This is a genomic window from Bacillus sp. UNC41MFS5 (assembly GCF_000686805.1).
On sequence record NZ_JMLP01000031.1, the window covers coordinates 1 to 24216 of the forward strand.

A 24216-nucleotide genomic window follows, 5' to 3' on the forward strand; every position below is an offset into this window, starting at 1 on the left:
CTTAGGTAACCTCGGATTCGGGCTGCGGTATCAATTTGCTGTTGATAACCACGTGCAATATGAACCTCTTCAGCAAAGGCATCAATAATCCCTTGTAATCCTTCAATAGTCATCGAGGAAATTAACTCACTTTGGTATGCGAGTTGTTCTGCTTCTAGATAGCCGACAACTCCCATTGCAGTCATTGCTTGGGTTCCATTGATAAGAGCAAGGCCTTCTTTTGCCTCCAGTGTTACTGGGAAAATTCCTTCTTGCTGTAAGGCTTCAAGTGAATCCATTTGATTTCCTTTATAAAATACTTCTCCTTCCCCGATTAGCACTAACGCCAAATGTGAAAGCGGTGCCAAATCTCCGCTTGCTCCAAGTGAACCTTGCTGTGGAATTACAGGGATAATATCCTTGTTTACTAAATCTAGTAACCTTTCAATAACAAGCGGCCTAATTCCAGAATAGCCCTTTAAAAGTGCGTTAGCGCGAAGAAGGACCATTGCTTTTGCGACAACCTCTGGGAACGGCTCTCCTACGCCGCAAGCATGTGAACGAATTAAATTAAGCTGAAGATCTTGAACATGATCTTTATTAATAAGGACGTCACTAAATTTTCCAAACCCTGTTGTGATTCCATAAACTACTTTTGATTCTGAAACTATTCTTTCTACGGCTTCACGACTCTTTCTAGCAGCCTCCATACTCATTTCTGAAGCGCTTACCTTTTGATTCCCGAATAAAATCTCCTTCATTTGTTTCAATGTTAAATTTTGACCTGTTAATGTTATCATTAATTCCACTCCTCTATCACTTTAGTATAATAAAGAAAGAGGCTGGATTCCGATTCCTATTAGAATTGGAGTCCAGCCTCTTTTATTCCCATTTTTGAATATGTAACTATTTTTATGCGCTGCCTCATGCGTTTTCCTTCCCTTCTTCATAGTCTATAATCCTATTACCATGATAATTATATGTGATATAAATCTTAATAGTCAACACAAAAATGACAAATTTTACCACGATAATACTTTAGCACAATAGCTAATGAAAGAAACTAACCATTAAGTTAAATGTCGACTTTCATTAAGAAATATGGGGTCAGTCCCAATCAATGATAAAAAGTTTTTCCCCAGAATATATTCCTTTTGGTAATCAGGAATCTCAAGAGAATCAATCCATTTTTTCTTTGCGGAGTAGTCATATTCATTGAATTTTTGCATTCCATAGGGTCCGTCGCAGCCATAAAGAACTTTCCGATATCCCAGTGCTTCTACTGTGCTCTTTACAATCGCCGGAGTAAGATAATCACTTGATAAATCAACAAAGATATTTGGCTGATCTTTCGCGTATTTCCATAATTTTTTCCAAAAAGGAAGACCGGCATGAGCGTAAATTAATTTAAGGCCTGGGTATTTTTCTGGTAAATATCGATAAGAGTTTCGTTCGGAAGCAAGATGAATAATGATAGGAACGCCTTTTGTTTCACACAATTCAGCAACCTGGTCAAGTGCACTGATACTATATTGATGCATAAACGGATGGGCTTTCACCCCAATGAAACCAGGCTTGGTAAGATAGGATTCCAGTTCTTCAACTGATTCAGGAATCATAGGATTCACGGCAGCCCAACCTAGAAAGCGGTCAGGAAATTGTTTAATGGCTGCTGCAACTATATCATTGTCGGGTTTACTAAAAATCTTGTATGAAGAACCATAAAGATTAAAATAGCCCTCCTTTACCAACCCATCATAAATTTTATGGCCCACATGCGGTACATTTAATATTAATGAACGGAAAAGACGCTGCAAATGATGTTGAAAGGCACTATCCACCTCAAACATGGTTTCATTCATGGCGGCAATCAACACAGTTTTATTGACACCATTTTGGTCCATGCACTCTATCATTTTTCCAAGAGTCAGCATGGTTTCATCCACATGAAAATGGCAGTCTATTATCATTTTCATCCTCCCCTTCAAAAGGTAAAATTTTTACATGATTGATGTTTTCTTTCTTGTGTTTTCTTATGATTTGTAATATTAAACTATGATCAAAAATATTAGCATACTTTAAAATTAAATTTGTGTTCATATCTAAATAAATCACTGCGATCAAGGCTGTAGCCCTTTTTCATTTATAATAAAGTCAATCCTTTCATGGAAAACCCCAAGAGTCATTTCTGCTCTAGACATCTTTTACGCATACAAAAAACCTTCAAATTTAAGTAATTTGAAGGCTCTGAACATACCCAGTCTTTACTTCTCTGTCTCCTATATTTTCCTTAACCGCTTCATCTTAATCAACTTTTTCTATTACTTCATTAGCCAAAAAATTTAGAAATTTTTTCCTTTTTCAGCTCAGCAATTTTATTTTCCCACATTCTTATTACTTGACTGTATCGCTAAACTTTGAGTTTTGTAAGCTTCAAGCTCACTAATTTTATGTTTAATCCGTTCCAAACAAACCTGAGTATTTGTTTCTTCGTTAAAGGATGCCTCATCTACACTGGATATCGATTCGGTGATGATAAACCCATTGGGCAGCCTGACTGCAACCATTGTGCATCTTCCAAAAGCCTTAACAACTTTAACCTGAGATTTTTCGATTATTTCATTGATATCCGCTGGTACGCTATGATTTATCATTAGTGCCTTTGCTTGTTGTTTCACCATAGAGGAATAATCTGAAATTGGTTCAAATGCCATTTCAAAAGCTTGCACTGTTGTTTCAATGACCTCACCATTGTTGATATCCCTAACCTTGACTTTCCCATTCGCTGTGATTTCCAACAATTCCATTACACTATCTGGCGACCCTTTCACTTTGTATATCTTCAAGCTCTTTCCCTCCACCATGCCTTTTAAATAAGCTTCCGTTAAATTAGTCTATTCAGCATATAGAAAAGCTGTGAAACTTGAGGGTGTTGATGAGTTTACACTTGTTTTAAAATAATTTTAGTTTAGAGCTCAACCAATTCTTTCATTTTTTATACAGTTATTCCCATATAAGAATAACTCATTTCTTGCTTCCAGATTCGGGTGTATAATAGACTCTTACCCAATTGTTATACGCCTTAGTTAATATAATTCAATAATCTAATTTAATTAAGACGGGGGCAGACTTCAATTTAGCCAAAAATCGAATTTACATTTTTCAAAAAAATAACTTCAATATAGAAAAAGCAGTCAAAATCTAGTAAGATATCCACATGTGATATTAGATAAGGGGTTAAAAAAATGAGCGTATTAAACGTAAAAAATTTAAGTCACGGTTTCGGTGATCGTGCGATTTTTAATGATGTGTCTTTTCGACTTTTAAAAGGAGAACACGTTGGACTAGTTGGGGCAAATGGTGAGGGTAAGTCTACTTTCATGAATATTGTTACCGGGAAGTTGCAACCCGACGAGGGGAAAGTGGAGTGGTCACGAAAAGTTCGTGTTGGTTATTTAGATCAGCATGCTGTACTTCAAAAAGGTACTACGATGCGTGACGCTTTGAGTACTGCTTTTCAATATCTTTTTGATGCTGAAGCAGAGATCAACGAACTTTATGCAAAAATGGGTGATGAAGGTGCTGATATCGATGCATTACTTGCAGAGGTTGGAGAGCTCCAAGAAACTTTAGATAGTAATGATTTCTATCAAATTAATTCAAAAGTTGAGGAAGTTGCCCGTGGTCTAGGATTAGACGAAGTTGGACTTGATCGAGATGTTGATGATCTTAGCGGTGGGCAGCGTACGAAAGTTTTGCTAGCTAAGCTTTTGCTAGAAAAGCCTGAAATCCTTTTACTAGACGAGCCTACGAACTATTTGGATGAACAGCATATCGAATGGTTGAAGCGCTATTTACAGGAATATGAGAATGCATTTATCTTGATTTCACATGATATTCCATTCTTGAACAATGTGGTTAACTTGATTTATCACATGGAAAACCAAGAGTTAAACCGCTATGTTGGTGACTATGACAACTTCTTAAACATTCATGAAATGAAGAAGCAACAGCTAGAGTCTGCTTACAAGCGTCAGCAACAAGAAATTGCTGATTTGAAGGATTTCGTTGCTCGTAACAAAGCAAGTGTTGCGACTCGTAATATGGCGATGTCTCGTCAGAAGAAGCTCGACAAAATGGAAGTAATTGAATTAGGGAAAGAGAAGCCGAAACCAGAGTTTAACTTCAAAGAAGCTCGTGCAGCTAGTCGTTATATTTTCACGGCTGAAGATCTTGTTATTGGTTACAATGAACCACTTTCTCGACCTCTGAATTTAAAAATGGAACGCGGACAAAAAATTGCATTCGTGGGTGCAAACGGTATTGGTAAGTCTACTCTTTTAAAAAGTATTCTTGGGTTGATTGATCCAATTTCGGGTAAAGTGGAGCGTGGTGAGTATCAACACATTGGTTACTTCGAACAGGAAGTTAAACAGTCTAACTACAACACTTGTATTGAAGAGATTTGGAGCGAGTTCCCAAGTATGAATCAGGCGGAAGTCCGAGCTGCTCTTGCAAAATGTGGATTAACGACGAAACATATTGAAAGTAAAATCGAAGTCCTTTCTGGTGGCGAAAAAGCCAAAGTTCGATTGTGTAAAATTATTAACACACAAACGAATTTATTAATCCTAGACGAACCTACCAATCACTTGGATGTGGACGCAAAAGAAGAATTGAAGCGGGCTTTAAAGGCCTATCGTGGAAGTATCTTGATGGTATCCCACGAACCTGATTTCTATCGTGAAATTGCGACCGATATTTGGAATTGTGAGGATTGGACTACGAAAGTGTTTTAAATAAAGATTAAAGGGTACCCAATGAATAAAATTTCACTTGGGTACCCCTTTTTTATTAACTATCCAAAATTATTAAAAAAACTCATCCAAACTAAAGTTAGAATGAGCTTCTATCTATTTCAATATTAATTTTGCAACAGTTTCCACACGTGTGGAGTCTGGGAACAATTAATTAATTTTATTAATTAATACTTGAATATCCATTGGTAGATTCGTGTTATACTGTTTCTACATAAGAAAGAGGGTGCATCTAATAATTATACTTTTGGGACACCCTCTTTCTTCTTGAAATGCACCCCGTTAGGACAATACAAAAATCCGCCTTCATGGCATTCTTAGTTAGTAAATATTGTTTGAACAAATGTCATCCTTACATTCCAAACTTTTGGAGCCTTTTATAAAATGTACTCCTTGGTATTTCTAGTAATTTCGCGGCTGCGGTTACATTACCTTTTGTCTTTATTAATGCATCCACCATTAGGTCCTTTTGTATTTTTTCTCGGGCATTTAACTTCTTTTCAGCATCTTCTTTATTTACTTGAGAATTTGACGAAGAACTGGATGGATGTCTTATTTTTAAAGAATCAAAGCTATTAACAAAAATATTCTGACTTGACTGTTCATCAAGAGACATAATGTACAGCCGCTCTAAAACGTTTATTAATTCTCTTATGTTTCCTGCCCATTCATAGTCTTTCAATCTAGAAGATAGATCATCCATATTAGGGATGTTCCATCCATTTCTTTTACAGAAATACCTGATAAGGTGCGGGATATCTTCTTTTCTTTTTCTAAGAGAAGGAACATCAATTGGAAAAACGTTCAAACGATAATAGAGGTCTTCCCGAAAAATTCCGTCTTCTACAAGTTTCGTAATATCACGGTGGGTTGCTGTAATAACACGAACATCCAATGGGATTTCCTTCGTACTCCCAATCGGGGAAACTTTCTTTTCCTGAAGTACACGCAATAAGGCCACTTGCATGGAATGCGGAATTTCACCTATCTCATCAAGAAAGATCGTCCCCTTCAGAGCCTGTTCAAATTTCCCTTTATATCCTTGCCGCCTTGCTCCAGTAAAAGCCCCTTCGACATAGCCAAAAAGCTCACTTTCCATAAGTTCTTTCGGAATCGCTCCGCAGTTTAATGAAATAAATGGGCCATCCTTTCGGGGGCTGTTGTCATGTATTGCTCGAGCAATCAGCTCTTTTCCTGAACCGGTTTCACCTGAAATAAACACGGTGGTATCTGTTGGAGCAACAAGCTTAACCTTGGCTAACGTATTTTGAAAAACCTCACTTGTTCCACACTCTCCTTTAAAGATAAAGGGTTTTGAATGACTTTGTACTTGAATTGATACGTTTTTACGATGTGTTAGCACTTCTGAAATAAAATAGCAGCTTCCGATGATCCTGTTGTTTTCATTTGAATGAAAAGGCATTTCAACATCAACTTGGTATCCGTTATGTAATAGTTCGTATAGGTTCATTCCGATCGATTGAGGGAACCTTTCGCGAAGCGGTTTACTCGCGGATATAATCATTTGTTTTTGATTACATACCAAGAAGGGCTGGTTTTGATAGGTCTCTGCCAGGTGGCCTGCTTGCTGGAAAAGTGTTATTTCTTCTAGGTAGGACCGTTTGCTGATTTCTTTTTCAATGGCATAAGAAATCGATGTGACCATTCCAAGCATAAAAGGGTGAGAATAGTTAACTGGGCATGAAACATCAATGACGCCCATTAGGTTTCCATTATCGTGAAAAATAGGTGTGGCCGAACAGCTCCATTGATGGGAAGCGACGGAATAATGCTCAGCCCCATTAATATTCACCGCTTCTTTTGTCTGTAACGCTGTCCCAATTGCATTTGTACCGACATCACCCTCAGTCCAGCGCACCCCTTCAACAAAATTAATTTTTCTTGCATCTGATAAGGTTTGTTCGTTTCCTGTTAATGATAGAACATATCCATCCGGATCGACCAAAAGTGCCATCATTCCAGAATCTTTTATTGCCTGATCCATCTTTTTTATATAAGGGGAGGCTATTTCGATCAGCAAAGAATTCTTTTCTTTTTTGACATCCAATTCTTCTTTTGATAATAAATCAAGACCTTTATTTAAATAAGGGTTTACCTTTTCTTTTTTACAGCGGTGCCAGGATTCCAAAATTCGTTTGTTCAACCGTGCCGGATCAAGAATTCCTTCTTTTACAAATCGCTTCCAAGCATCAAAATAAAAAGTAGTATTCATAAACCCTCCTGTAATCATAGGAAATATTTTCTACAGTAATTTGTGATAGATTACTTGTTGTAAATCTTGCGAAGAAAAAAGAAGTATTAGTAGAAATCCGTCAAAACGTGGTGAGTAAACGTACAGTTCTTATTATACAAAACTAAGAATGCGCTTTCAATCAGATAATTGTCATTATATAGAAAATTCAAAAAAGCCACGCGCAATAAACGCATAGCTTGATAATTTATAGAATAATTATCATGAAGGATCTACTAGGATCTTAATTTGGTTCTTGTTTTTAGTTAATTCTTCAAATCCTTCAGAAACGATTTGATCAATAGATATTTTTTTAGTCACTAATTCTGCTGCTTGAATTTGCCCATTGGCGATCAGTTGAATCACTTGCGGAAAAATGTTGCGATAAGCTATTATACTAGTCATTTTTCTCTCAGTTAAAATGAAATTATTTACCGGGATACTGGCTGGCTTTTCCCATATGCTGATATTCACCACATTACCTTCTGCTTTTGTTGATTCAATTGCGGTATTAATAGTGGCTTCGATTCCAGCTACTTCAAAAGCTACATCAACCCCAAGTCCATTTGTATACTCTTTTATCGCTGCAACAGGATTAATTTCAATAGGGTCAATGACGATGTGGGCACCAGCTTGTTTAGCAATCTCACGGCGTTCAGCTGAAACCTCTACTGCAATAATTTGACTAGCCCCTGCAGCTTTGGCAGCTTGAATAACTAATAATCCAATGGGTCCTGTACCGATCACTGCGATTGAATCGCCAATCTTCATATCACTTTGGCGAACGGCGTGAACGGCAACAGCTGTTGGTTCAACAAGCGCTGCTTGTTCCCATGACATATGGTTTGGGATTTTATGCACCATCTTTGATGGTACAACGCTATATTCTGAAAAACCGCCCAAGCCTCCGGACAGACCAATAAAACCTAATTGTTCACAAACATTATAGTGACCTTTCTGGCAAGAAGAACATTTCCCGCAGCTGTAAATCGGTTCTACACATACTCGGTCCCCTACTTTAGTACCTGTTACAGCTTCCCCAACTGCTGTCACTTCCCCGGAATACTCATGCCCCATAACAATTGGAGCTTTATCCTTAGAAATTGGATGGGGTTCTTCTACTGGAACGAAAATAGGGCCAGCCAAATATTCGTGTAAATCTGAACCACAAATGCCACAATAAGATACTTTTATTTTCACCTGATCTTTTTCAATAGAAGGTTCTGGAATGTCTTCGACTCTTATATCTTTTTGGTTATACCAAAGAGCAGCTTTCATAAACATTTCTCCTTTTCTTAAACATGAACCGCATGTCCAACGGCACTAAGTAATGCCTCATGGATTGCCTCAGAAAGACTTGGGTGGGCAGCAATAAATTGTTCCATACTGTCCGTTGTCAACTCCGCATGGAGCATGATGGTACCTTGCCCTATCAGTTCAGTGGCGTGGGGCCCGACAATCGAAACGCCAACAATTTCCCCATACTCAGGTTCAACCAACACCTTTACCTTTCCAGATTGTTCATTGGAAATTAACGCCTTCCCGTTTGCGGAGAACGGAAACTCCCCAACTCGTATGTCACCATATTGGTCGATAGCCTGCTTTTCCGTTAAACCTACGCTGGCAATCTCAGGTGAGGTATAAATGCAGCGGGGAACAGCTCGATAATTTACCTGTGTATCCATCCCGCAAGCGTTTAAAGCGGCAACTGTTCCCTCATGGAAAGCCACATGGGCCAATTGAATCCCGCCGATGACATCTCCACAGGCATAGATATTTGGAATGTTTGTTTGCATTTGCTCATTTACTACAATTCCTTGTCTTGAAAAATCAATGCCGATGTTCTCAAGACCCAAGCTATTTACCCTTGGCTTGCGGCCAATCGAAACGAGGACCAAATCTGGCTCAACCTCATGGAGACCTTTATCGTTTTCTATAAACGCCTTCTTCTGATCATTGTTTAAATCTTTTAGTCTAGTCGAAGAAAAGATAGTAACACCGTCGTTTTCAAGCTCCTTATGTAAGATCGCAGCTACATCTTTATCTTCTCCCGGCAGCAGCTGATCCTCCATCTCCACAATGGTGACTTTTGTTCCCAATCTGCTATAAATACCAGCAAACTCACAGCCGATCACACCTCCGCCGATAATTAGCAACGAGGAAGGAATGGACTGTAGCGACATCGCCTGACCACTATGAATGATCCAATCGCCGTCAAACGGTGCAAATGGCAGCTGGATCGGTTCAGAGCCAGCTGAGATAATTATTTTGTCTGCAGTTATCTCTTCTTGGTTCCCATTATGCTCAATTCGTAAAACCCGGCTCGTTAGGAAAGACGCCGATCCCTTTACTACCTTCACTTTATTTTTCCTCATTAAATATTGGATTCCTTGAACCAGCGTCGAAACAATCTTGTTCTTACGACCCTGGACGGTATTCCAATCAATCTCAATGCTACCGGAGTGCAGACGAATCCCAAACTCACTCGCATGTTGAAATTTATTGTACACTCCAGCACTTTCTAAGAGGGCTTTCGTAGGCATGCACCCTTCATTTAAACATGTACCTCCAAGCGGTCCCTGGTCTATTATTGTCACTTCATGCCCCTGCTGGGCTGCAGTAATTGCAGCCACATATCCAGCAGGACCACCACCTATAATTGCGATCAGAGTCATAAGAGTTCCCTTCTTTCTATAAAAGCATGGTTATCGGCTCTTCTAAATACTGCTTGACCGTTTGTAAAAATGCTGCAGCAGGAGCGCCATCAAGTACACGGTGGTCAAATGTCAAACTGAGCGGAAGAATACTTCTTCTTTCTAAATTTTCTCCAATATAGATTGGGGTATCATAAACAGCACCGACACCAAGGATCCCTGTTTCAGGTGGATTTAAGACTGGTGTGAAATGCTCAACACCATAGGCTCCGAGATTACTAATCGTAAACGTGGAACCTTGCATTTCCTCGTGAGTAAGCTGAGTTTGTCTTGCTTTTTGTGCCAGGGTTTTAATACTTCGAGACAAATCAATAAGTGAACAACTTTCAGCATTGCGGATGACTGGAACCATTAACCCTTTTTCAAGCGCAACTGCCATGCCAAGATGAACGTTCTTGAACAAATGAATTTTATCGTCCATATACGCACTATTCATCTCTCCGTGCTTCTGCAGTGAGAGCACAACGGCACGAGCAATAAAGTCGGTCACCGTTATTTTTTGATCATAACGATTTTGAACAGTTTGGGCAATTTGCTTTTGTAAAGCCATTAAATCCGTCACATCGGCCTTCATGTTAATCGTTAGCTGTGCTGTTTTTTGTAGGCTGTCAAACATTCGTCCAGCAATCACTTTTCGAATTCCACTGAGAGGGATTTGCTGGGTCTCCTCTATTGGGTTCACCGGAGTTTCGACTGTTTCCTTTTTCTCCTCTGCCTGAGGCGAAGCTGAATTTTTTATGGCTGTCTCTACATCTTCCTTTGTTATTCTTCCTCCAGGCCCCGTTCCTTTGATATTTTCAATAGTAAGGTTGGCTGCTTCCACGATTTTCCTTGCGACTGGGGAAATTTTCACGCGATTCCGAGCCGCTTTTACTGAAGTGATAGACTCTTGTTTTTCATTTACAGATGTGGCATTTTCCACTTCAGTTTTTTGGGCTTCTTCGACTGCCAACGCAGCAGCTACTTCTTCACCCGGGATTCCGATATAACAAATCACAGTCCCAGGAGGAACCCCTTCTCCTTCGGGAACAGCAATTCTCAATACTGTTCCCTCCGCAGGAGATTCCACATCAATTTCAATTTTTTCTGAACTGACGCTTGCAATCGGTTCACCCTTTTCGACAGGGTCTCCAACTCCTTTATTCCATATCGATACAGTGCCTTCTTTCATGGCCATTCCCAATTTCGGCATCACAACTTCTACCGCCATGTCTATCTCTCCTTCCCGCTCTCTGATTTATACTTCTAGGGGTGCACCTACTAGTTCTGTTGCCACTTTAATTACTGTTTCTGCTTTAGGCAGATAAATATCCTCGAGCACCGGTGAGAAAGGTACAGGCGTGTGCGGTGCCGTAATTCGTTTAATTGGAGCATCAAGTGTATCGAATCCTTTATCGGCAACAAGTGCTGCGATATCCGTAGCAATACTGCATCTTGGATTTGCTTCATCGATTACGATTAGGCGGTTGGTTTTTGCTACAGACGAAAGAATCGTTTCTTCATCCATAGGTGACAAGCTGCGCGGATCAACGACTTCCACTTCAATTCCTTTTTCTGAAAGTTGCTCAGCAGCTTCCAATGCGGTATGTACCATCTTGCCAACCGCTACAATGGTTACATCTGACCCTTCCCGCTTGATATCTGCTTTACCAATTGGAATCGTATAATAGCCTTCTGGAACATCGCCTGTCATATTATAAAGTGTTTTATCCTCAAAAAAGATGACAGGATCATTATCTTCGATCGCAGCAAGTAATAGTCCTTTCGCTTCATAAGGGGTGGATGGGACAACCACTTTCACACCTGGAATCGCAGTAAACAATGCATATAAACTTTGAGAGTGCTGAGCAGCCGCTCTAAATCCCGCACCATGCATGGTTCGAATGGTAACTGGAACCTGTGCCTTGCCCCCAAACATATAGCGGAATTTTGCCCCTTGATTTAATACTTCATCTAAACAGCTTCCAATAAAGTCGTTAAACATTAATTCAGCAATTGGCCTTAAACCGGTTGATGCAGCCGCCATCGCTGCGCCCATATAACCTGCTTCTGTAATTGGGGTATCCAAAATTCTCTCCCGTCCAAACTCCTGAACAAGCCCTTTCGTGACCCCGAGAACTCCGCCCCATGCATCTTCGTCCTGTAAGTGATCCACTTCAGCACCGCCGGCCACGTCCTCACCTAATAAAATGACATTTTCGTCCTTACGCATTGCAAGTTTCATAGCCTCATTAATCGCTGCTGACATACTCAATTTCCTTGCCATAATCGAATTCCTCCTTTTAATTAGTCGATCAATAAAATTACTAAATTCTAAACTTATTAATCGGGGCTGCTCCTATAAGCCGTCCTTTTTGAATCACCAATTTCAGGGTTCTTCATTTTAATAAGACACATAAACATCGGTTAACAACTCAGAAGGACTTGGGTACGGGCTCTCTTCACTGAACTTCACAGCTTGATTTACCGCTTCTTCAACTGAGTTTTCTAATTTGGTTAATTCGTTTTCAGCTAACAGCCCCTCGCTTAGCAAGTGATTTCTAAAAAGTAGAATGGCATCTTTATCCGTTTTATGCTCGACCTTTTCTTGGTCCGTTTTGTATTTTTGAGCATCTCCTTCGAAATGGCCATAATTTCGATACGTCACACATTCTATTAGTGTTGGACCTTCCCCGCGGCGTGCCCTCGCAACAGCTTCTTCTGCTGCTTGGTAGACTGCGAGAACATCTTTTCCATCTACCTTAATACCTGGGATATTATATCCAATCGCCCGATCAACAATGGATTTACAGCTTGACGCATAGGTAAATGGAGTAGCCTCTGCATAGCCGTTATTTTCGGCAACAAAAACGACTGGAAGATTCCATATAGCAGCAAGATTAATTCCTTCATGGAAAGTCCCGTGGTTTTGGGCGCCATCTCCAAAGAAACAAACGCTTACATCCTCAGTCTTCTTATACTTAGCTGTTAAAGCAGAACCGCATGCGAGAGGAAAGCCACCGCCGACAATTCCATTCGCACCCAGCATCCCTTTATCAAGGTCGGCAATATGCATAGATCCGCCCTTTCCTTTGCATAAACCAGTTACTTTCCCGTAAATTTCCGCCATCATCCCATTTAAATCACAGCCTTTGGCAATACAATGACCGTGTCCGCGATGGGTACTTGTTATACTATCTTTATCAGTTAAATGGGCACAAACGCCCACAGCAACAGCTTCTTCTCCTGCGTATAAATGAACAAATCCTGGCAAGATTCCCTGTGCAAATAACTCATGCACACTGTCCTCAAAGTTTCGGATTTCTAGCATTTTTTGATACATCCATTGTGCTTTTTCCTTTGTTAAAGCTACATCTTTACTATCCATCGTTCTCATTTTTTCAGCCTCCCTGGAAAAATTTATTACAACTTTATTAATGCAAGAACCGTGCCAAAAAACGGAAGACATATTCTCAATGCCTTAACGAAAATTCAGGTACAAAAAAAGAGACAAAACGAAACAACTGTCTCGTTTTGTCTCTTTTTGATTACTTTCCAGGTAGCTACTAAATTAATTTTCCATAAAGCCTTAGTAAATTTGCTTCTTAGCCTTTTTATTGCAAGAGGTTGGAGAAAATATATTCTTATCTAGTGATCTCATCTTATCGATTGTTGAATATGACACTTGCTGCTGAATCTCTGCATCTGAATTTCTTTTCACTTTTTTTAAATATCATAGTGACTTGTCATGAAAACCAGCATTCTATGTATATTAAAAAAGGACCGTTCAACTAAATAGAGATTCTCTCTTATTGTTTTTTAATATGCGTAACTACCGCGAATAAATTTTCACTTGGATCCGAGACCTTGATCTCAACAATTTTATATCCATTCCCTCCATTTTTGCAGTCTTGTTCCCTTGATGTTTTGAATTGAATGTTATTCATTGTCCTACTTCCTTCCTAGAAAAATTTCTCACAGAAGTTACTATATGCTGTATGTTTTAAATATGTGCATGAATTTTTTTCAAATTGCTATTGTTTTTCATTTATTTAAATTAGATTTTTTCCATTCAAACGTATTTTTCTTCACAACAAAAAAGCAGCCTCTTTAAGACTAAGCCGTTCTCTTTTGGAGTACCCGCACCTATAAAAACACGTATTAAAGCAGTGCATTTCTCATAAGAAATTGCACCGCTTTTTTTATTGATATAACAAGGTTTCTTCACCTTTTTGGATATAAATAGCGGGTATAAAAACCATATTGTTAACACTAATCATAATTTAAATTATGGTACTTGCTAAATAGTATGCGATTAGAATGCTAATGTAGTTTTGGTAAAAAGCTGTAAAGATATTATTCATATGTAATAAAAACAGCGACAAGTTTAATTTCACTTGTCGCTGTTTTTAAACTAAAGCTACCCGTTAGCCATCCATGAAGCGCAAAATCGGCGCTTCACCACAAAGAATGAAAATGTATTGAATCCGTCCATACTGCTTCTAAGGCTGGGAGAGGAAGGTCGATAAACTATGGTGCCTTAGAGCCCATCCGTTAGTCTGACTCCAACGACCACGGTGCACCACAAACTGTCGCTCCCTTACGGGAAGCACTCATGGTAGATTAATCCTAATTCTGATTGTTGCACCAGCCTCCAATTTTCAAGCCTAGAAAGGAAGATTTCAATGGATGTAATCATTGAAAGTGCATGTGGTTTGGATGTCCATAAGGACAATATCACTGCTTGTATTATGACTTCAGAAGGAAAGGAGGTTCAAACATTTTCTACTAAAACAGTTTTTCTATTAAAGTTATTGGACTGGATTAAGGAGAATAATTGTACTCATGTAGCTATGGAAAGTACGAGTGTTTATTGGAAACCTATTGTTAACTTATTGAGTCCGAAGGAATAGAGTTTTTAGTTGTAAATGCCCAACACATGAAGGTACTTCCGGGACGCAAAACGGATGTTAAAGATGCCGAATGGATAGCCCAACTTCTTCGATGGACTACTGAAAGCAAGCTTCATTCCTGATCGGAATCAACGAGAATTGCGGGAACTTGTACGCTATCGAAATTGGTACGAACGTTGGAAACCAATTCCCGACTGCCGCACATTTGTGTTCATGGGCAGCCTTGGTTCCTGGACACAATGAAAGCGCAGGTAAAAGGAAATCTAGCAGATCAAAAAAGGGAAATAAGTATTTAAGATCCGCATTAACAGAAGCAGCTCAATCAGTAAGAGGGTCAAAAAACTATCTCGGTGCACTGTATAGACGCACATCTGGACAAAAATTGCAGGAATCATAATTAGTAAGAGATATATAAAGTATGTTGTTTCATGACTAAGTAAACCACCATCTTTTACTTTCCAAAGGTGGAAATTCAATAAAGCATTTATTTTATATATAAGATTTCCAACTGTAACATACGCCAAGGTAGGGTAATATATTTTGAAGTTTCTCCAGTCTCCCCATTTCCATGAGGATAGTAAACTTAAGATTGCTACAACAATTTGAAATATTGTCCTCACATCTCATTTTTGTCATTACGAGATATTATCTCAAATTTTCATTTTTTAATTCTTTACTACTTCATATTCAATTATTCTGCCACGTTATTACAACAAGAAAAGGGATTGCCACAGCAGTCCCAAACTTAAACTCTTGCTTCCGTAAGTTGAACAAAAGTTCTATTTTATAATAGGTTTCGAATGAATTTTACTTAACATTTTCCTTTTCAAAGATTTCTTCCTGCCATAACTGATAAAGATATAGAATGACGGCTAAAATTGTCATTGCTAAAAGATTTTTTAAAGGAGAGAAACTACCAGTTTCTCTTATCTCTAGCTTGTTTAACATTTTAGTAAGACCCATCCCATACAAGAGGTCAATAATTAAATTAACAATTATATAAATCCAAAATTTACGAAATGAAAAATAAAATATCCATATAGTCCCCACCAAAAAAACACCATAAACAGTAAATAATGGTGCTAATTTGTCCCATGTAAAAAGAGTCTCTTTAAATTTCCACCAGTTATATGACCAAGCCATTTGAGCCAATATTGTGTTTAGCACTGTGGCAAATAGAGCAACAGGCATATATCTTCGAATTGCCGAACCATTTAAAAAGAACAATGAAATCCACGGGATAATAAATAAAGACCAAATTACTACCTTAACCATTTTTTTATGTCCCTTCTGTGAGCTTTAATGTAGTATGCCATTTCTGGTTAGGTAATATGATTTTTTTATTTAACTATCCTGCCACGTTAGCATAATAAGAAAAAGCTGCCACTTAGACAGCACTGGTTTTTCGTTAAAACAACAGTCAGTTCAATAAAAATGCAGTTGGGAATCTTAAAAAGAGCAATCAGGCTAATCCCATTTGCTCTTTTTTCATATTATTGATTAGCCTGTTTAACCCATTTAGCACCTATTTTGTGCGTTTACCTTGATCTCCACATCCAATACCATATCGCCTTTTTGCACTACTGGTGCATTTGTTAAAACGGTTTTTCCCAACATAAATAGCAGGATAAGTGGAAAAATTCCCCGATAAGACAAATGTTTATTTTTAAAATAACGTCATGTGCAAAATTAACTAATATTAATTAAAGAGTCTAGTAAGAACAATCTCTAACAGCAGCCACCATATCCATGATGAAATGGATAGCCGCTATATCCATGATGGAATGGATAGCCACCATAACCATGATGGAATGGATAGCCACCATATCCATGATGGAATGGGTGACCACCATATCCATGATGGAATGGGTGACCACCATAACCCATTCCATAACCAGGATAACCTCCATAACCCATACCGCTTCCAAAGAAATCTCTTTCCATTTAATATCCCCTCCTCAAATTGTTTCAAAAATAGTGTATGTGTCCATTTTTAAAGAGGAATAGATATTTGCCTAATTGTAAGTGTCTTCTTGGCTGTTATTTTATTTGCTGTATAGTCATAACCCTCATTGTACTTGTGTTAATGCTTTTTATATCGTGGGTTTTATTTACTATTTCTTCGTATGTACCTGTGCGTACAAAAAATAAAAATAAAAAAGCCCTTTTTAGGGGCTTGGCTTTAATAATCAGCACTTGTCCCATTCAGCTTTATTCTGAGTGCATATGTTATTATTAAGTCAGCCAGACATATATAATTACCTCAGAAAAGGCGTTTGCATGTATTGCAGACGCTTTTTTATTTTTAGAAATTGTTTAAGTAAAACGCATATTTTGTCTTATCCCTTATGACAATTGTCCAATCCCTCCTTGTCTTAAGAAATATATATACATAGTGAGAGTTTTTTCCTTCAGATATTCCAACAGGAGGTGAAATGATATGTGGGGCTTATGTGGCGGTTACGGATATGGCGGCGGATATGGCTACGGCGGTGGCTATGGCGGCAGTACTTTTGTATTAGTCGTTGTATTGTTCATTCTGTTAATCATCGTACTTGCTAGTTTTTGCTAATGTTTGATAAACCAAATAGATGGATTTTGGCTGAGTAAAGTAAATTTAAATAAGAATAGTTGGAGGCGTTATACATGGGTGATGGAATGGGAAGTGCTTTTGCGTTAATCGTTGTATTGTTCATTCTGCTTATCATTGTCGGGACTTCGTTTATGAGCGGCTACTAAATTGTACGGAACAAAGGGCAGGTTAAGTTAATCTATCCCTTTGTTATAGAGACTTCTGAAATGAATGGAGGATGAAGCAAATGCCATTTGATCGAAGAGATCGATTTTTTCGTGACGACTTTAGAAGAAGACGATTTTTACCCTTTGAATTCTTATTTTTCCCCTTTTTCCCTTTTGACTTCGAAAGAGAAAGAAGAAGAAGACGCAGATTCTAATTAAGCAAATGATTTAAACAGTCTTTTCAGAAGCCTACGGGTAAAAACGTGCTTCATCATAGGCAGCTGTTCTTATTGAGCTAAGAAGCTGGTGGAAGAAGGCTATTGTAGGACCTAAATAGGTCCTTTTTGTTTTGAGTAATTATCAACATTAATATTTAACACAGCTTTTATTAAAAAAATCCCTCCTTTCACTAACCTGCTCCTTTAGTCGATCAAAAAAGCTGCTAAAATTAGCTGCTGGTTCTTCAAGAAAAACACCCGTTAGCCATCCATGACGCGCAATAACCGGCGCTTCACCACAGAGAATGAAAATGGATCAGGCAGTCTATACTGTTTTAATGCTGGCGAAGAAGGTCTTTGAACTATGGTGCCTTTGAGCCCATCCGTTAGTCTGACTCCAACGACCACGGTGTACCACCGACTGTCGCGCCCATTTAGGGGTAGCACTTATGGGAGATTAATCCTTTTTCTGGTTGTTGCGCTAGCTTTCCTGATTTTATTTTAAATAGAAAGGTATTACTATTTCGTTTTGCCAGCTAACCTTATACTCATTCTTCAAGAGGCTCAGCCTTTTTTTAAAAACTGGTTTTTCTGGGTCTATTTTTTCATGCCATTATTTCATTTTTTATTTTCATGGGAGTTGAACAAGTAAATATCATTTAACTTTGATTTTCCATAAAACTTTCAGCTTCATAACCATCAACTGGATAATCATCAATGGTAACAGAATTATAATAAAATTGTTGAATAGAACATTCGAGGCTAATGTAAATTTCTCTCGGATCTACATCTTCATCCTCCTATAACTCATCGTGAAAAACATAACCTATGTTTCTTGTATTTAAATCGATTACAATCGGATCTCCATTAAGTCCAGAACCAATTATAAACAAACCATTATCAATACAACGTTTGTGTTCTTCATAAAGATTGTTTTCGGGCATTTCATTTACATTATTAAAATAAACATGCTTAAATTTTATGTTTTCTCTAAAAGAAAACTCTTTTAAAAAAGAAATTACATCTTCGGGAATTTGATAATCTTTCAAAAATTTATTTGTGCTTGAACTAAAGTCAACTTTTATAAGATTGTGTTTATCAATTTTCTCTAATGCTTTTCTAAATAATCCTATATCCATTTTCAACATCCTTCATCAATCATTTTAGCTATATTTTTATCATGTTCTTGTTCAACTAAACTGCTTCGTTACTTCAAAAAAAAATAGCTGCCAAGTTGGCAGCTTGATCTTAAACTCTTGCACCCGTTACTTGAATAAGAAAAATGCCTTGCTTCCCTGTTAAAGCAAAGCACTTTTGAATAAAGCTATGTAATCATCAGCCGTTAATCCTATAGAGAATTATTTAATAACTCTGATAAAAAGTCTCCAAAGTTCTCTGCAATCATTTCAAATGATTGTTCCTTTATTGGAAGTCCACTGATAAACGAAACAACAGGTGCATTGTCATCATTATTACTTTGTACTTTGGAGCAATCTAGGCAAAAATACTCGCCATCATCAGCGAAATAAAAGCAAATTAGATTATTAGGTAAACCTTCTGTTTCTCTTAACTCTTTGGTAATCCAAATCATATTCGGGATTCCTGTTTCATCTGTTCCTAGACCATAAATTTCTTGTCCAAAAATATCTCCCAAACCATATTTCTTTAAAAATGTCCTATAACTTTTAGGAAATTTCACCTTTAATTTATTTTCAGCATCAATAATTGTTTGTTCATCGATTTCACCTATAAAATCAGCTTCTTCTTGATTATCTTCTATAATTTCTAGTGCTTTATTTATCGACATTTATTCTCCTCCATACCAATCCATTATTAATTATTTTAACACCATTCCTTTTTCAACTAAACTGCTTCGTTTGTTGAAAAAGATTTTGTTCCACAAAAATTTTGGTTATATCTGCCTGATTCAAACGTAAATAAAATGCAAAAAAAGATAGAGCTATTTATCAACTCTAAGTTTTTATTCATGATTAAATTTTTTATTGGCAATCCAATAAATCGGATCATTTGTCAGCTTAAGAAAAAGGAAGGCCTCATATATGACGACCTTCAAATGGAACTGCACTCCTTCCCATCGGATAGACTTTATTGCTTCTCCTTTGCTTTCCAAATCAATTCTGGAATTAAGGGAAGATTATGAAGCGAAACACCAGCTGCTATGGACAATGCATTCCCGAGTGCCCCAGGCATTCCCATTAAACCTAGTTCTCCTATTCCACGAGCTCCGTATGGTGCATCAATCTGTGGATTTTCAACAAATCCAACCAAGTAATTAGGATTCTCTCCATAGCGAAGTGGACGATACGTCCGAAGCTGCGCATTCAAAACCCTCCCTAAATCATCAAAATAAAATGTTTCTCTCCCAGCGAATGCTAGCCCCATGCTCATTGCCCCCATAACCTGACCTAATGCTGTTTTTTCATTCAACACCCTGCCGGCATCCACCACCGCAGCAGCATTAACCAGTCGATAAGTATAATCTTTACGATCGAATTCTACCTCTACTCCATAAGCCGCAACAGACCACTCCGGACCAGGCTTCCCGGCTCCAGTTTCGGGATCCAATTTCGTTATATGACGTAAAATATAATTCCCTCTGCCAATGATTTGACCACCAATAGCGTTACCATTTGGATACTTATACCCATAACCAATATCTTTAAAATGGAGACCAATGGATGGATCATCCCTCAAAAACACCCGACTATTTGCCACTTCCAAATCTTCTTTCGGTGCTCTTAGTACACTTGAGGCCACTTCTTTTAATTGCTTAATCACATCTTCTGCGGCATTTAAGGTGGCCCTGCCTGCCATAAATGTTCCCCTGCTGGCAACGGTCTTCCAATGTTCTGGCATTGTCTGAGTATCAACTTCCATTCTGACATGAATTTTATCCACATCCATTTTAAGTCTCTCGGCGAGAATTTGAGCAAGCACAGTTTTAGTTCCAGTTCCAATTTCGATAAGGCCTGACATTAAATTGATACTACCATCTCGATTAAAAGTTAAAGTAACACCGGAGGGAGCGTTGGCATCAATCGTTGACGTTTTCCAACTGCAGCTTACGCCTTTTACTCTAACAAAACGTTCATTTATCTCTTTAATCGGCCCTTCTTCCCATTTAATTAAATGTTTTACTTTCTCAATACAATGTGGTAAGTCCCCTAAATTGCTTTTATTTAAAGGAACCCTTGTCGGTGTTGTATTTCCTGGCCTAATTGCATTTATATTACGAAGTTCTAGCGGATCCTTCTGTAGTTTTTGTGAGAGTAAGTCCATTGTTCTTTCAATCACAAAGGAAAGCTCGGAATGAGAAAATCCTCTGTATGGGGAGGCATACGGATGATTGGTATACATACAGTATGAATCACACCATAAATTCTCCACATTGTAGGGTCCTGTGCAATCGACTGCCCCAGATCTCGTTACATCAATTGCTTTATCCGAATAAGCACCCCCATCCCACAAATAAAGGATTTCCATAACTTTAATTTTCCCTTTACGGTCAGCCCCAATTTTAACTGTTGCATCCAAACCAATGTGACATGGAGATGTAATGATATCCTCTTCACGCGTATTAAAAACCTTTACGGGTCGGCCACCAACAGCCTTCGATGCTAAGTACGCAAGTATTTCAAGCTGAACGGCTGCTTTTCCACCGTAGCCTCCTCCAACAAACGGCGTGTGAACAACAATTTTCCCTATATCTTCACCAAAGTATTCAGATATCAGTGTTTTGACCATATAAGGTGCTTGAGATGAGGTCATTATATTGATTGTTCCTTCTCGTGAAATCTCACAAGTTGAACACCTTGTTTCCATTGCGGCATGATCTGAAGGGCCAAAGGAATAGCTTGCTTCTACTGTTACCTCACTCTCAGACCATCCTTTTTCCATATTGCCCTTGCGAATTTTAGTAAGTGCTGCAATGTTTGTTCCCGGAACCGGGCGTGAATCTTTCCCATTTTTATATTCGCCTAACCTCTCATGGACGAGGGGAGCATTCTTTTGGAACGCCTGTGTAGGTGAATTTACTACAGGTAATAATTCATAAGAGACCTTAACCAAGTTAGCTGCTTTCTTTGCTTGTGAAGGAGTATCAGCGACAACTAATGCAACTGGTTCTCCGTGGTAACGGACCTTATCAACAGCAATTGGCGGACGGTCGCGAATGGTCTCACCTGTAAGTGGAAAATGTTCTCCTGCGATAATCGCCCTAACTCCTGGTATTTTTAGTGCTTCTGTCGTGTCAATCTCAGTGATCCTAGCGTGTCCATATGGACTGATGACCTTTGTACAAGAAAGCATCCCGACTGATTGGTAATCATCTGTGTATTTCGCGTCTCCTGTTACTTTATCCCAAGCGTCTTTACGAATGACCCCTTTTCCAATTACATCCAAGTACATCCCTCCTAACCGTCGGTTTTCATGAAACCTTTCCCAGTAAATTAATATTCGTGTAAATAAAGATAAATACATCTACGTAGAAATAAACCATATGGTTAATGATTTCCACTACAAAAAAATTGTGCTTATTCAAGTAAACTGCTCCGTTAGTACAACAAGAAAAAATGACCGCCGCAGCGATCATCATCCTTAACAGAAGCTCATGTTAAATGAAAATTAATGAAAGGAGTATCAAATGAAGTAAGTCTTCAATCAAAAAAATCTACTGGATATAAGTGTTCTTCATCCTGTTCCACATCTGGTTATCGAGTAAAAACAGTCTCAAACTGATCACTTTCTAAAAGGTAGTCAATAACAGCCAATATTCTTTCTCGACTTGCAACGTCAATCAGAACCATATCACTTGACCAAAAATATGCCCCACTCATCTCTTCACCTGTTTTTTTATTCTTTTCTGTTAATGTTTGGATATTTTCATATGTAAAAAAACTTGCAATCCAGACAGAACGGTTAGTGAAAGTAACTTTGACATCAGTATTGCAATCCACAAAATTCCATTGACCTTCTGCCCACTCCTCTGCTTCGATCCATATGTGTTTATTGCATTTTTCTTTCAATAGACAACCTCCTTAACCGTTATTGAACTCAAGCACCCTTCGTATTAGAAGTTCAGCCAGATATTTCTGGTTGAACATTTTTTATATCGTTTTATGATATCGGTAGCCGGGGTAGAACGTAAGCACCCGTGGGGCTTGGATCCCGTCAACTAAACAGTTCGCCCCCTACTTGTAGAAACATGTTTGAGGCTGGTTGGGACATAGATCTCGTATAACAAGCGAAGCTATGATACTGCAAGAAGGATTAGGGGTACCGGTGAATTTAATTATTGGAGGAGGAGATTTAAAAATGAATCCAGTCGTTGGTCTGGATATAGCTAAAGGTGAAAGTCAGGTTCAAGCTTACTTGGAAAAGAAAAAGCCATACAAAAGTAGTTTTAAAGTAGCTCATACCCTTGAAGGACTAGATGAATTATACCAATTTCTTAGAGAAATTGAGAGTTTAACTAGGGTTAAACCTCCAATTGTACTCGAAGCTAAAGGGCATTATCATACACCCGTAGTTCAGTTTTTTGAGGACAGAAATTATTTATTAATCATTGTTAATCCATTAATCTCTTATCGTGCAAAGAGCTCGAGTTTACGCAAAGTAAAAACAGATATTATCGATGCTAATCATCTCTGCGAGCTGTACTATAAGGAGGACTTAGAGCCCTATAAAAAACGAGGGATTCAACTTTTAAACCTACGTAATTTGACAAGACAACACGATAACCTAACAGGTATTGTTGTTCAAACTAAACTACAATTCCAAGCAATCCTTGATCAGGTTTTTCCTGAATTTAGAGGTGTTTTGGGGACCTATATTCTATTGTTTCTTTACAAACTTTGTCGGTGTACCGTACATCTAACGATGTACTTGTAGCTGGCGAAGGAACTTTAGCAGCTAAAATCAATGAGTTATGTAAAAGTCGTTCTTATAAGTGGGCTGAAACAAAAGCACAGAAACTAATAGCTGCAGCAGAAAGGAATCCTTTTCAGGAAACCTTATATCAAAGCCATATTTTAACCCTGGAAATGTACATTAAAATGCTTTTAGAATACCAAAAGCACCTATCTACGTTTGAGGAGGAGATAGATGCTTTAGCAAAAGAAATCAAAGAATATAAGATTATCCAATCAATCCCAGGTATCGGAGAAAAAATCGCGGCAACGATTATTTCTGAAATCGGTGAGATTGATCGGTTTAATCACCCTTAAAAGCTCGTAGCGTTTGCCGGAATTGATCCAAGTATATTTGAATCTGGTAGATTCAAGGGAACCGTCAACAGAATCACTAAAAGAGGGTCCCGTAGGTTACTGCATGCCTTGTTTATGGCTGTTAAATGTGCCATTCGTGATTGTCGCAAAAAGAAAACGACAGATACACTCATCCCCCGAAATAAGCGATTACGGGAGTTTTATGATAAGAAACGCGAAGAAGGAAAGCCATATAAAGTAGCTGTAATAACTTGTGCAAATAAACTTTTACAGTGGATATATGCACTTTTAAAAAGCAACTCCACTTTCCAATATATAGCTTAAATAAAAAATAAAACCAAACAATACAAAACCCTCCAAA

19 protein-coding genes and 2 pseudogenes are annotated in these 24216 nt (G+C 38.3%); 5 read left to right on the top strand and 16 right to left on the bottom strand.

Annotated elements, in window-relative coordinates; genetic code table 11:
- The 3 genes from BR30_RS0114475 to BR30_RS37905 all read right to left on the bottom strand — a co-directional run.
- A partial coding sequence (locus tag BR30_RS0114475) for an aromatic amino acid lyase (RefSeq protein WP_026565625.1) occupies window positions 1-779 on the bottom strand: 779 nt, incomplete at its 3' end.
- Between the two features lie 270 nt (window positions 780-1049).
- Entirely contained in the window at window positions 1050-1949 is a 900-nt protein-coding gene (locus tag BR30_RS0114480) for an amidohydrolase family protein (RefSeq protein ID WP_026565626.1), read from the bottom strand.
- 405 nt (window positions 1950-2354) lie between these two features.
- Entirely contained in the window at window positions 2355-2825 is a 471-nt protein-coding gene (locus tag BR30_RS37905) for a Gp49 family protein (RefSeq protein WP_051633626.1), read from the bottom strand.
- 399 nt (window positions 2826-3224) lie between these two features.
- Here BR30_RS37905 and BR30_RS0114495 point away from each other — a divergent pair, with 399 nt between their 5' ends.
- Window positions 3225-4778, top strand: a complete 1554-nt coding sequence (locus BR30_RS0114495; RefSeq protein WP_026565629.1) for an ABC-F family ATP-binding cassette domain-containing protein — start codon at window positions 3225-3227, stop codon at window positions 4776-4778.
- A gap of 370 nt (window positions 4779-5148) precedes the next feature.
- Here BR30_RS0114495 and BR30_RS0114500 read toward each other — a convergent pair whose 3' ends face one another.
- From BR30_RS0114500 to BR30_RS36750, 7 genes are all read right to left on the bottom strand, one after another.
- Window positions 5149-7029: a sigma-54-dependent Fis family transcriptional regulator gene (locus BR30_RS0114500; protein ID WP_026565630.1), complete on the bottom strand. Its 1881-nt coding sequence runs from the start codon at window positions 7027-7029 to the stop codon at window positions 5149-5151.
- 240 nt (window positions 7030-7269) lie between these two features.
- The gene (locus tag BR30_RS0114505; RefSeq protein WP_026565631.1) at window positions 7270-8325 is read right to left on the bottom strand and encodes a 2,3-butanediol dehydrogenase; all 1056 of its coding nucleotides are present in this window, start codon (window positions 8323-8325) and stop codon (window positions 7270-7272) included.
- Between the two features lie 17 nt (window positions 8326-8342).
- Entirely contained in the window at window positions 8343-9722 is a 1380-nt protein-coding gene (lpdA, locus tag BR30_RS0114510) for a dihydrolipoyl dehydrogenase (protein WP_026565632.1), read from the bottom strand.
- Window positions 9723-9738: 16 nt separating this feature from the next.
- Window positions 9739-10971, bottom strand: a complete 1233-nt coding sequence (locus BR30_RS0114515) for a dihydrolipoamide acetyltransferase family protein (RefSeq protein WP_026565633.1) — start codon at window positions 10969-10971, stop codon at window positions 9739-9741.
- A gap of 27 nt (window positions 10972-10998) precedes the next feature.
- A complete protein-coding gene (locus BR30_RS0114520; RefSeq protein ID WP_026565634.1) occupies window positions 10999-12027 on the bottom strand; it encodes an alpha-ketoacid dehydrogenase subunit beta in 1029 nt (342 codons plus the stop codon).
- 117 nt (window positions 12028-12144) lie between these two features.
- On the bottom strand, window positions 12145-13137 hold the full coding sequence (locus BR30_RS0114525) for a thiamine pyrophosphate-dependent dehydrogenase E1 component subunit alpha (protein WP_026565635.1): 993 nt from the start codon (window positions 13135-13137) through the stop codon (window positions 12145-12147).
- A gap of 412 nt (window positions 13138-13549) precedes the next feature.
- On the bottom strand, window positions 13550-13687 hold the full coding sequence (locus BR30_RS36750; RefSeq protein WP_155928627.1) for a hypothetical protein: 138 nt from the start codon (window positions 13685-13687) through the stop codon (window positions 13550-13552).
- Window positions 13688-14425: 738 nt separating this feature from the next.
- Between BR30_RS36750 and BR30_RS35945 the strand changes: the two are divergent.
- A pseudogene (locus tag BR30_RS35945) lies at window positions 14426-15035 on the top strand (IS110 family transposase); the annotation flags it as partial.
- Window positions 15036-15460: 425 nt separating this feature from the next.
- Here the strand turns inward: BR30_RS35945 and BR30_RS33555 are convergent.
- Both BR30_RS33555 and BR30_RS0114545 read right to left on the bottom strand, forming a co-directional pair.
- Window positions 15461-15928 carry a hypothetical protein gene (locus tag BR30_RS33555; RefSeq protein ID WP_035445587.1) on the bottom strand — a complete coding sequence of 156 codons (468 nt, stop codon included), beginning with the start codon at window positions 15926-15928 and terminating at the stop codon, window positions 15461-15463.
- Between the two features lie 453 nt (window positions 15929-16381).
- Complete coding sequence (locus tag BR30_RS0114545; protein WP_026565636.1) at window positions 16382-16597, bottom strand: hypothetical protein; 216 nt, start codon at window positions 16595-16597, stop codon at window positions 16382-16384.
- Window positions 16598-17093: 496 nt separating this feature from the next.
- Between BR30_RS0114545 and yjcZ the strand changes: the two genes are divergently transcribed.
- Together yjcZ and BR30_RS35955 are read left to right on the top strand one after the other, a co-directional pair.
- Entirely contained in the window at window positions 17094-17225 is a 132-nt protein-coding gene (gene yjcZ, locus BR30_RS35950; RefSeq protein ID WP_081825463.1) for a sporulation protein YjcZ, read from the top strand.
- 86 nt (window positions 17226-17311) lie between these two features.
- The gene (locus BR30_RS35955; protein ID WP_269320614.1) at window positions 17312-17392 is read left to right on the top strand and encodes a YjcZ family sporulation protein; all 81 of its coding nucleotides are present in this window, start codon (window positions 17312-17314) and stop codon (window positions 17390-17392) included.
- Between the two features lie 1018 nt (window positions 17393-18410).
- On the opposite strand, the gene BR30_RS0114570 is transcribed toward BR30_RS35955, so the two are convergent.
- The 4 genes from BR30_RS0114570 to BR30_RS0114590 all read right to left on the bottom strand — a co-directional run bounded on the left by BR30_RS0114570 (window position 18411) and on the right by BR30_RS0114590 (window position 22655).
- Window positions 18411-18749: a DUF1157 domain-containing protein gene (locus BR30_RS0114570; protein ID WP_026565638.1), complete on the bottom strand. Its 339-nt coding sequence runs from the start codon at window positions 18747-18749 to the stop codon at window positions 18411-18413.
- A gap of 209 nt (window positions 18750-18958) precedes the next feature.
- Window positions 18959-19417 carry an SMI1/KNR4 family protein gene (locus BR30_RS0114575; protein ID WP_026565639.1) on the bottom strand — a complete coding sequence of 153 codons (459 nt, stop codon included), beginning with the start codon at window positions 19415-19417 and terminating at the stop codon, window positions 18959-18961.
- 299 nt (window positions 19418-19716) lie between these two features.
- On the bottom strand, window positions 19717-22032 hold the full coding sequence (locus BR30_RS0114585; protein ID WP_026565640.1) for a xanthine dehydrogenase family protein molybdopterin-binding subunit: 2316 nt from the start codon (window positions 22030-22032) through the stop codon (window positions 19717-19719).
- Window positions 22033-22340: 308 nt separating this feature from the next.
- A complete protein-coding gene (locus BR30_RS0114590; RefSeq protein ID WP_026565641.1) occupies window positions 22341-22655 on the bottom strand; it encodes a hypothetical protein in 315 nt (104 codons plus the stop codon).
- Window positions 22656-22944: 289 nt separating this feature from the next.
- On the opposite strand from BR30_RS0114590, the pseudogene BR30_RS35960 reads away from it, so the two are divergent.
- Window positions 22945-24179: pseudogene (locus BR30_RS35960) on the top strand (IS110 family transposase).
- Window positions 24180-24216 lie beyond the last annotated feature (37 nt).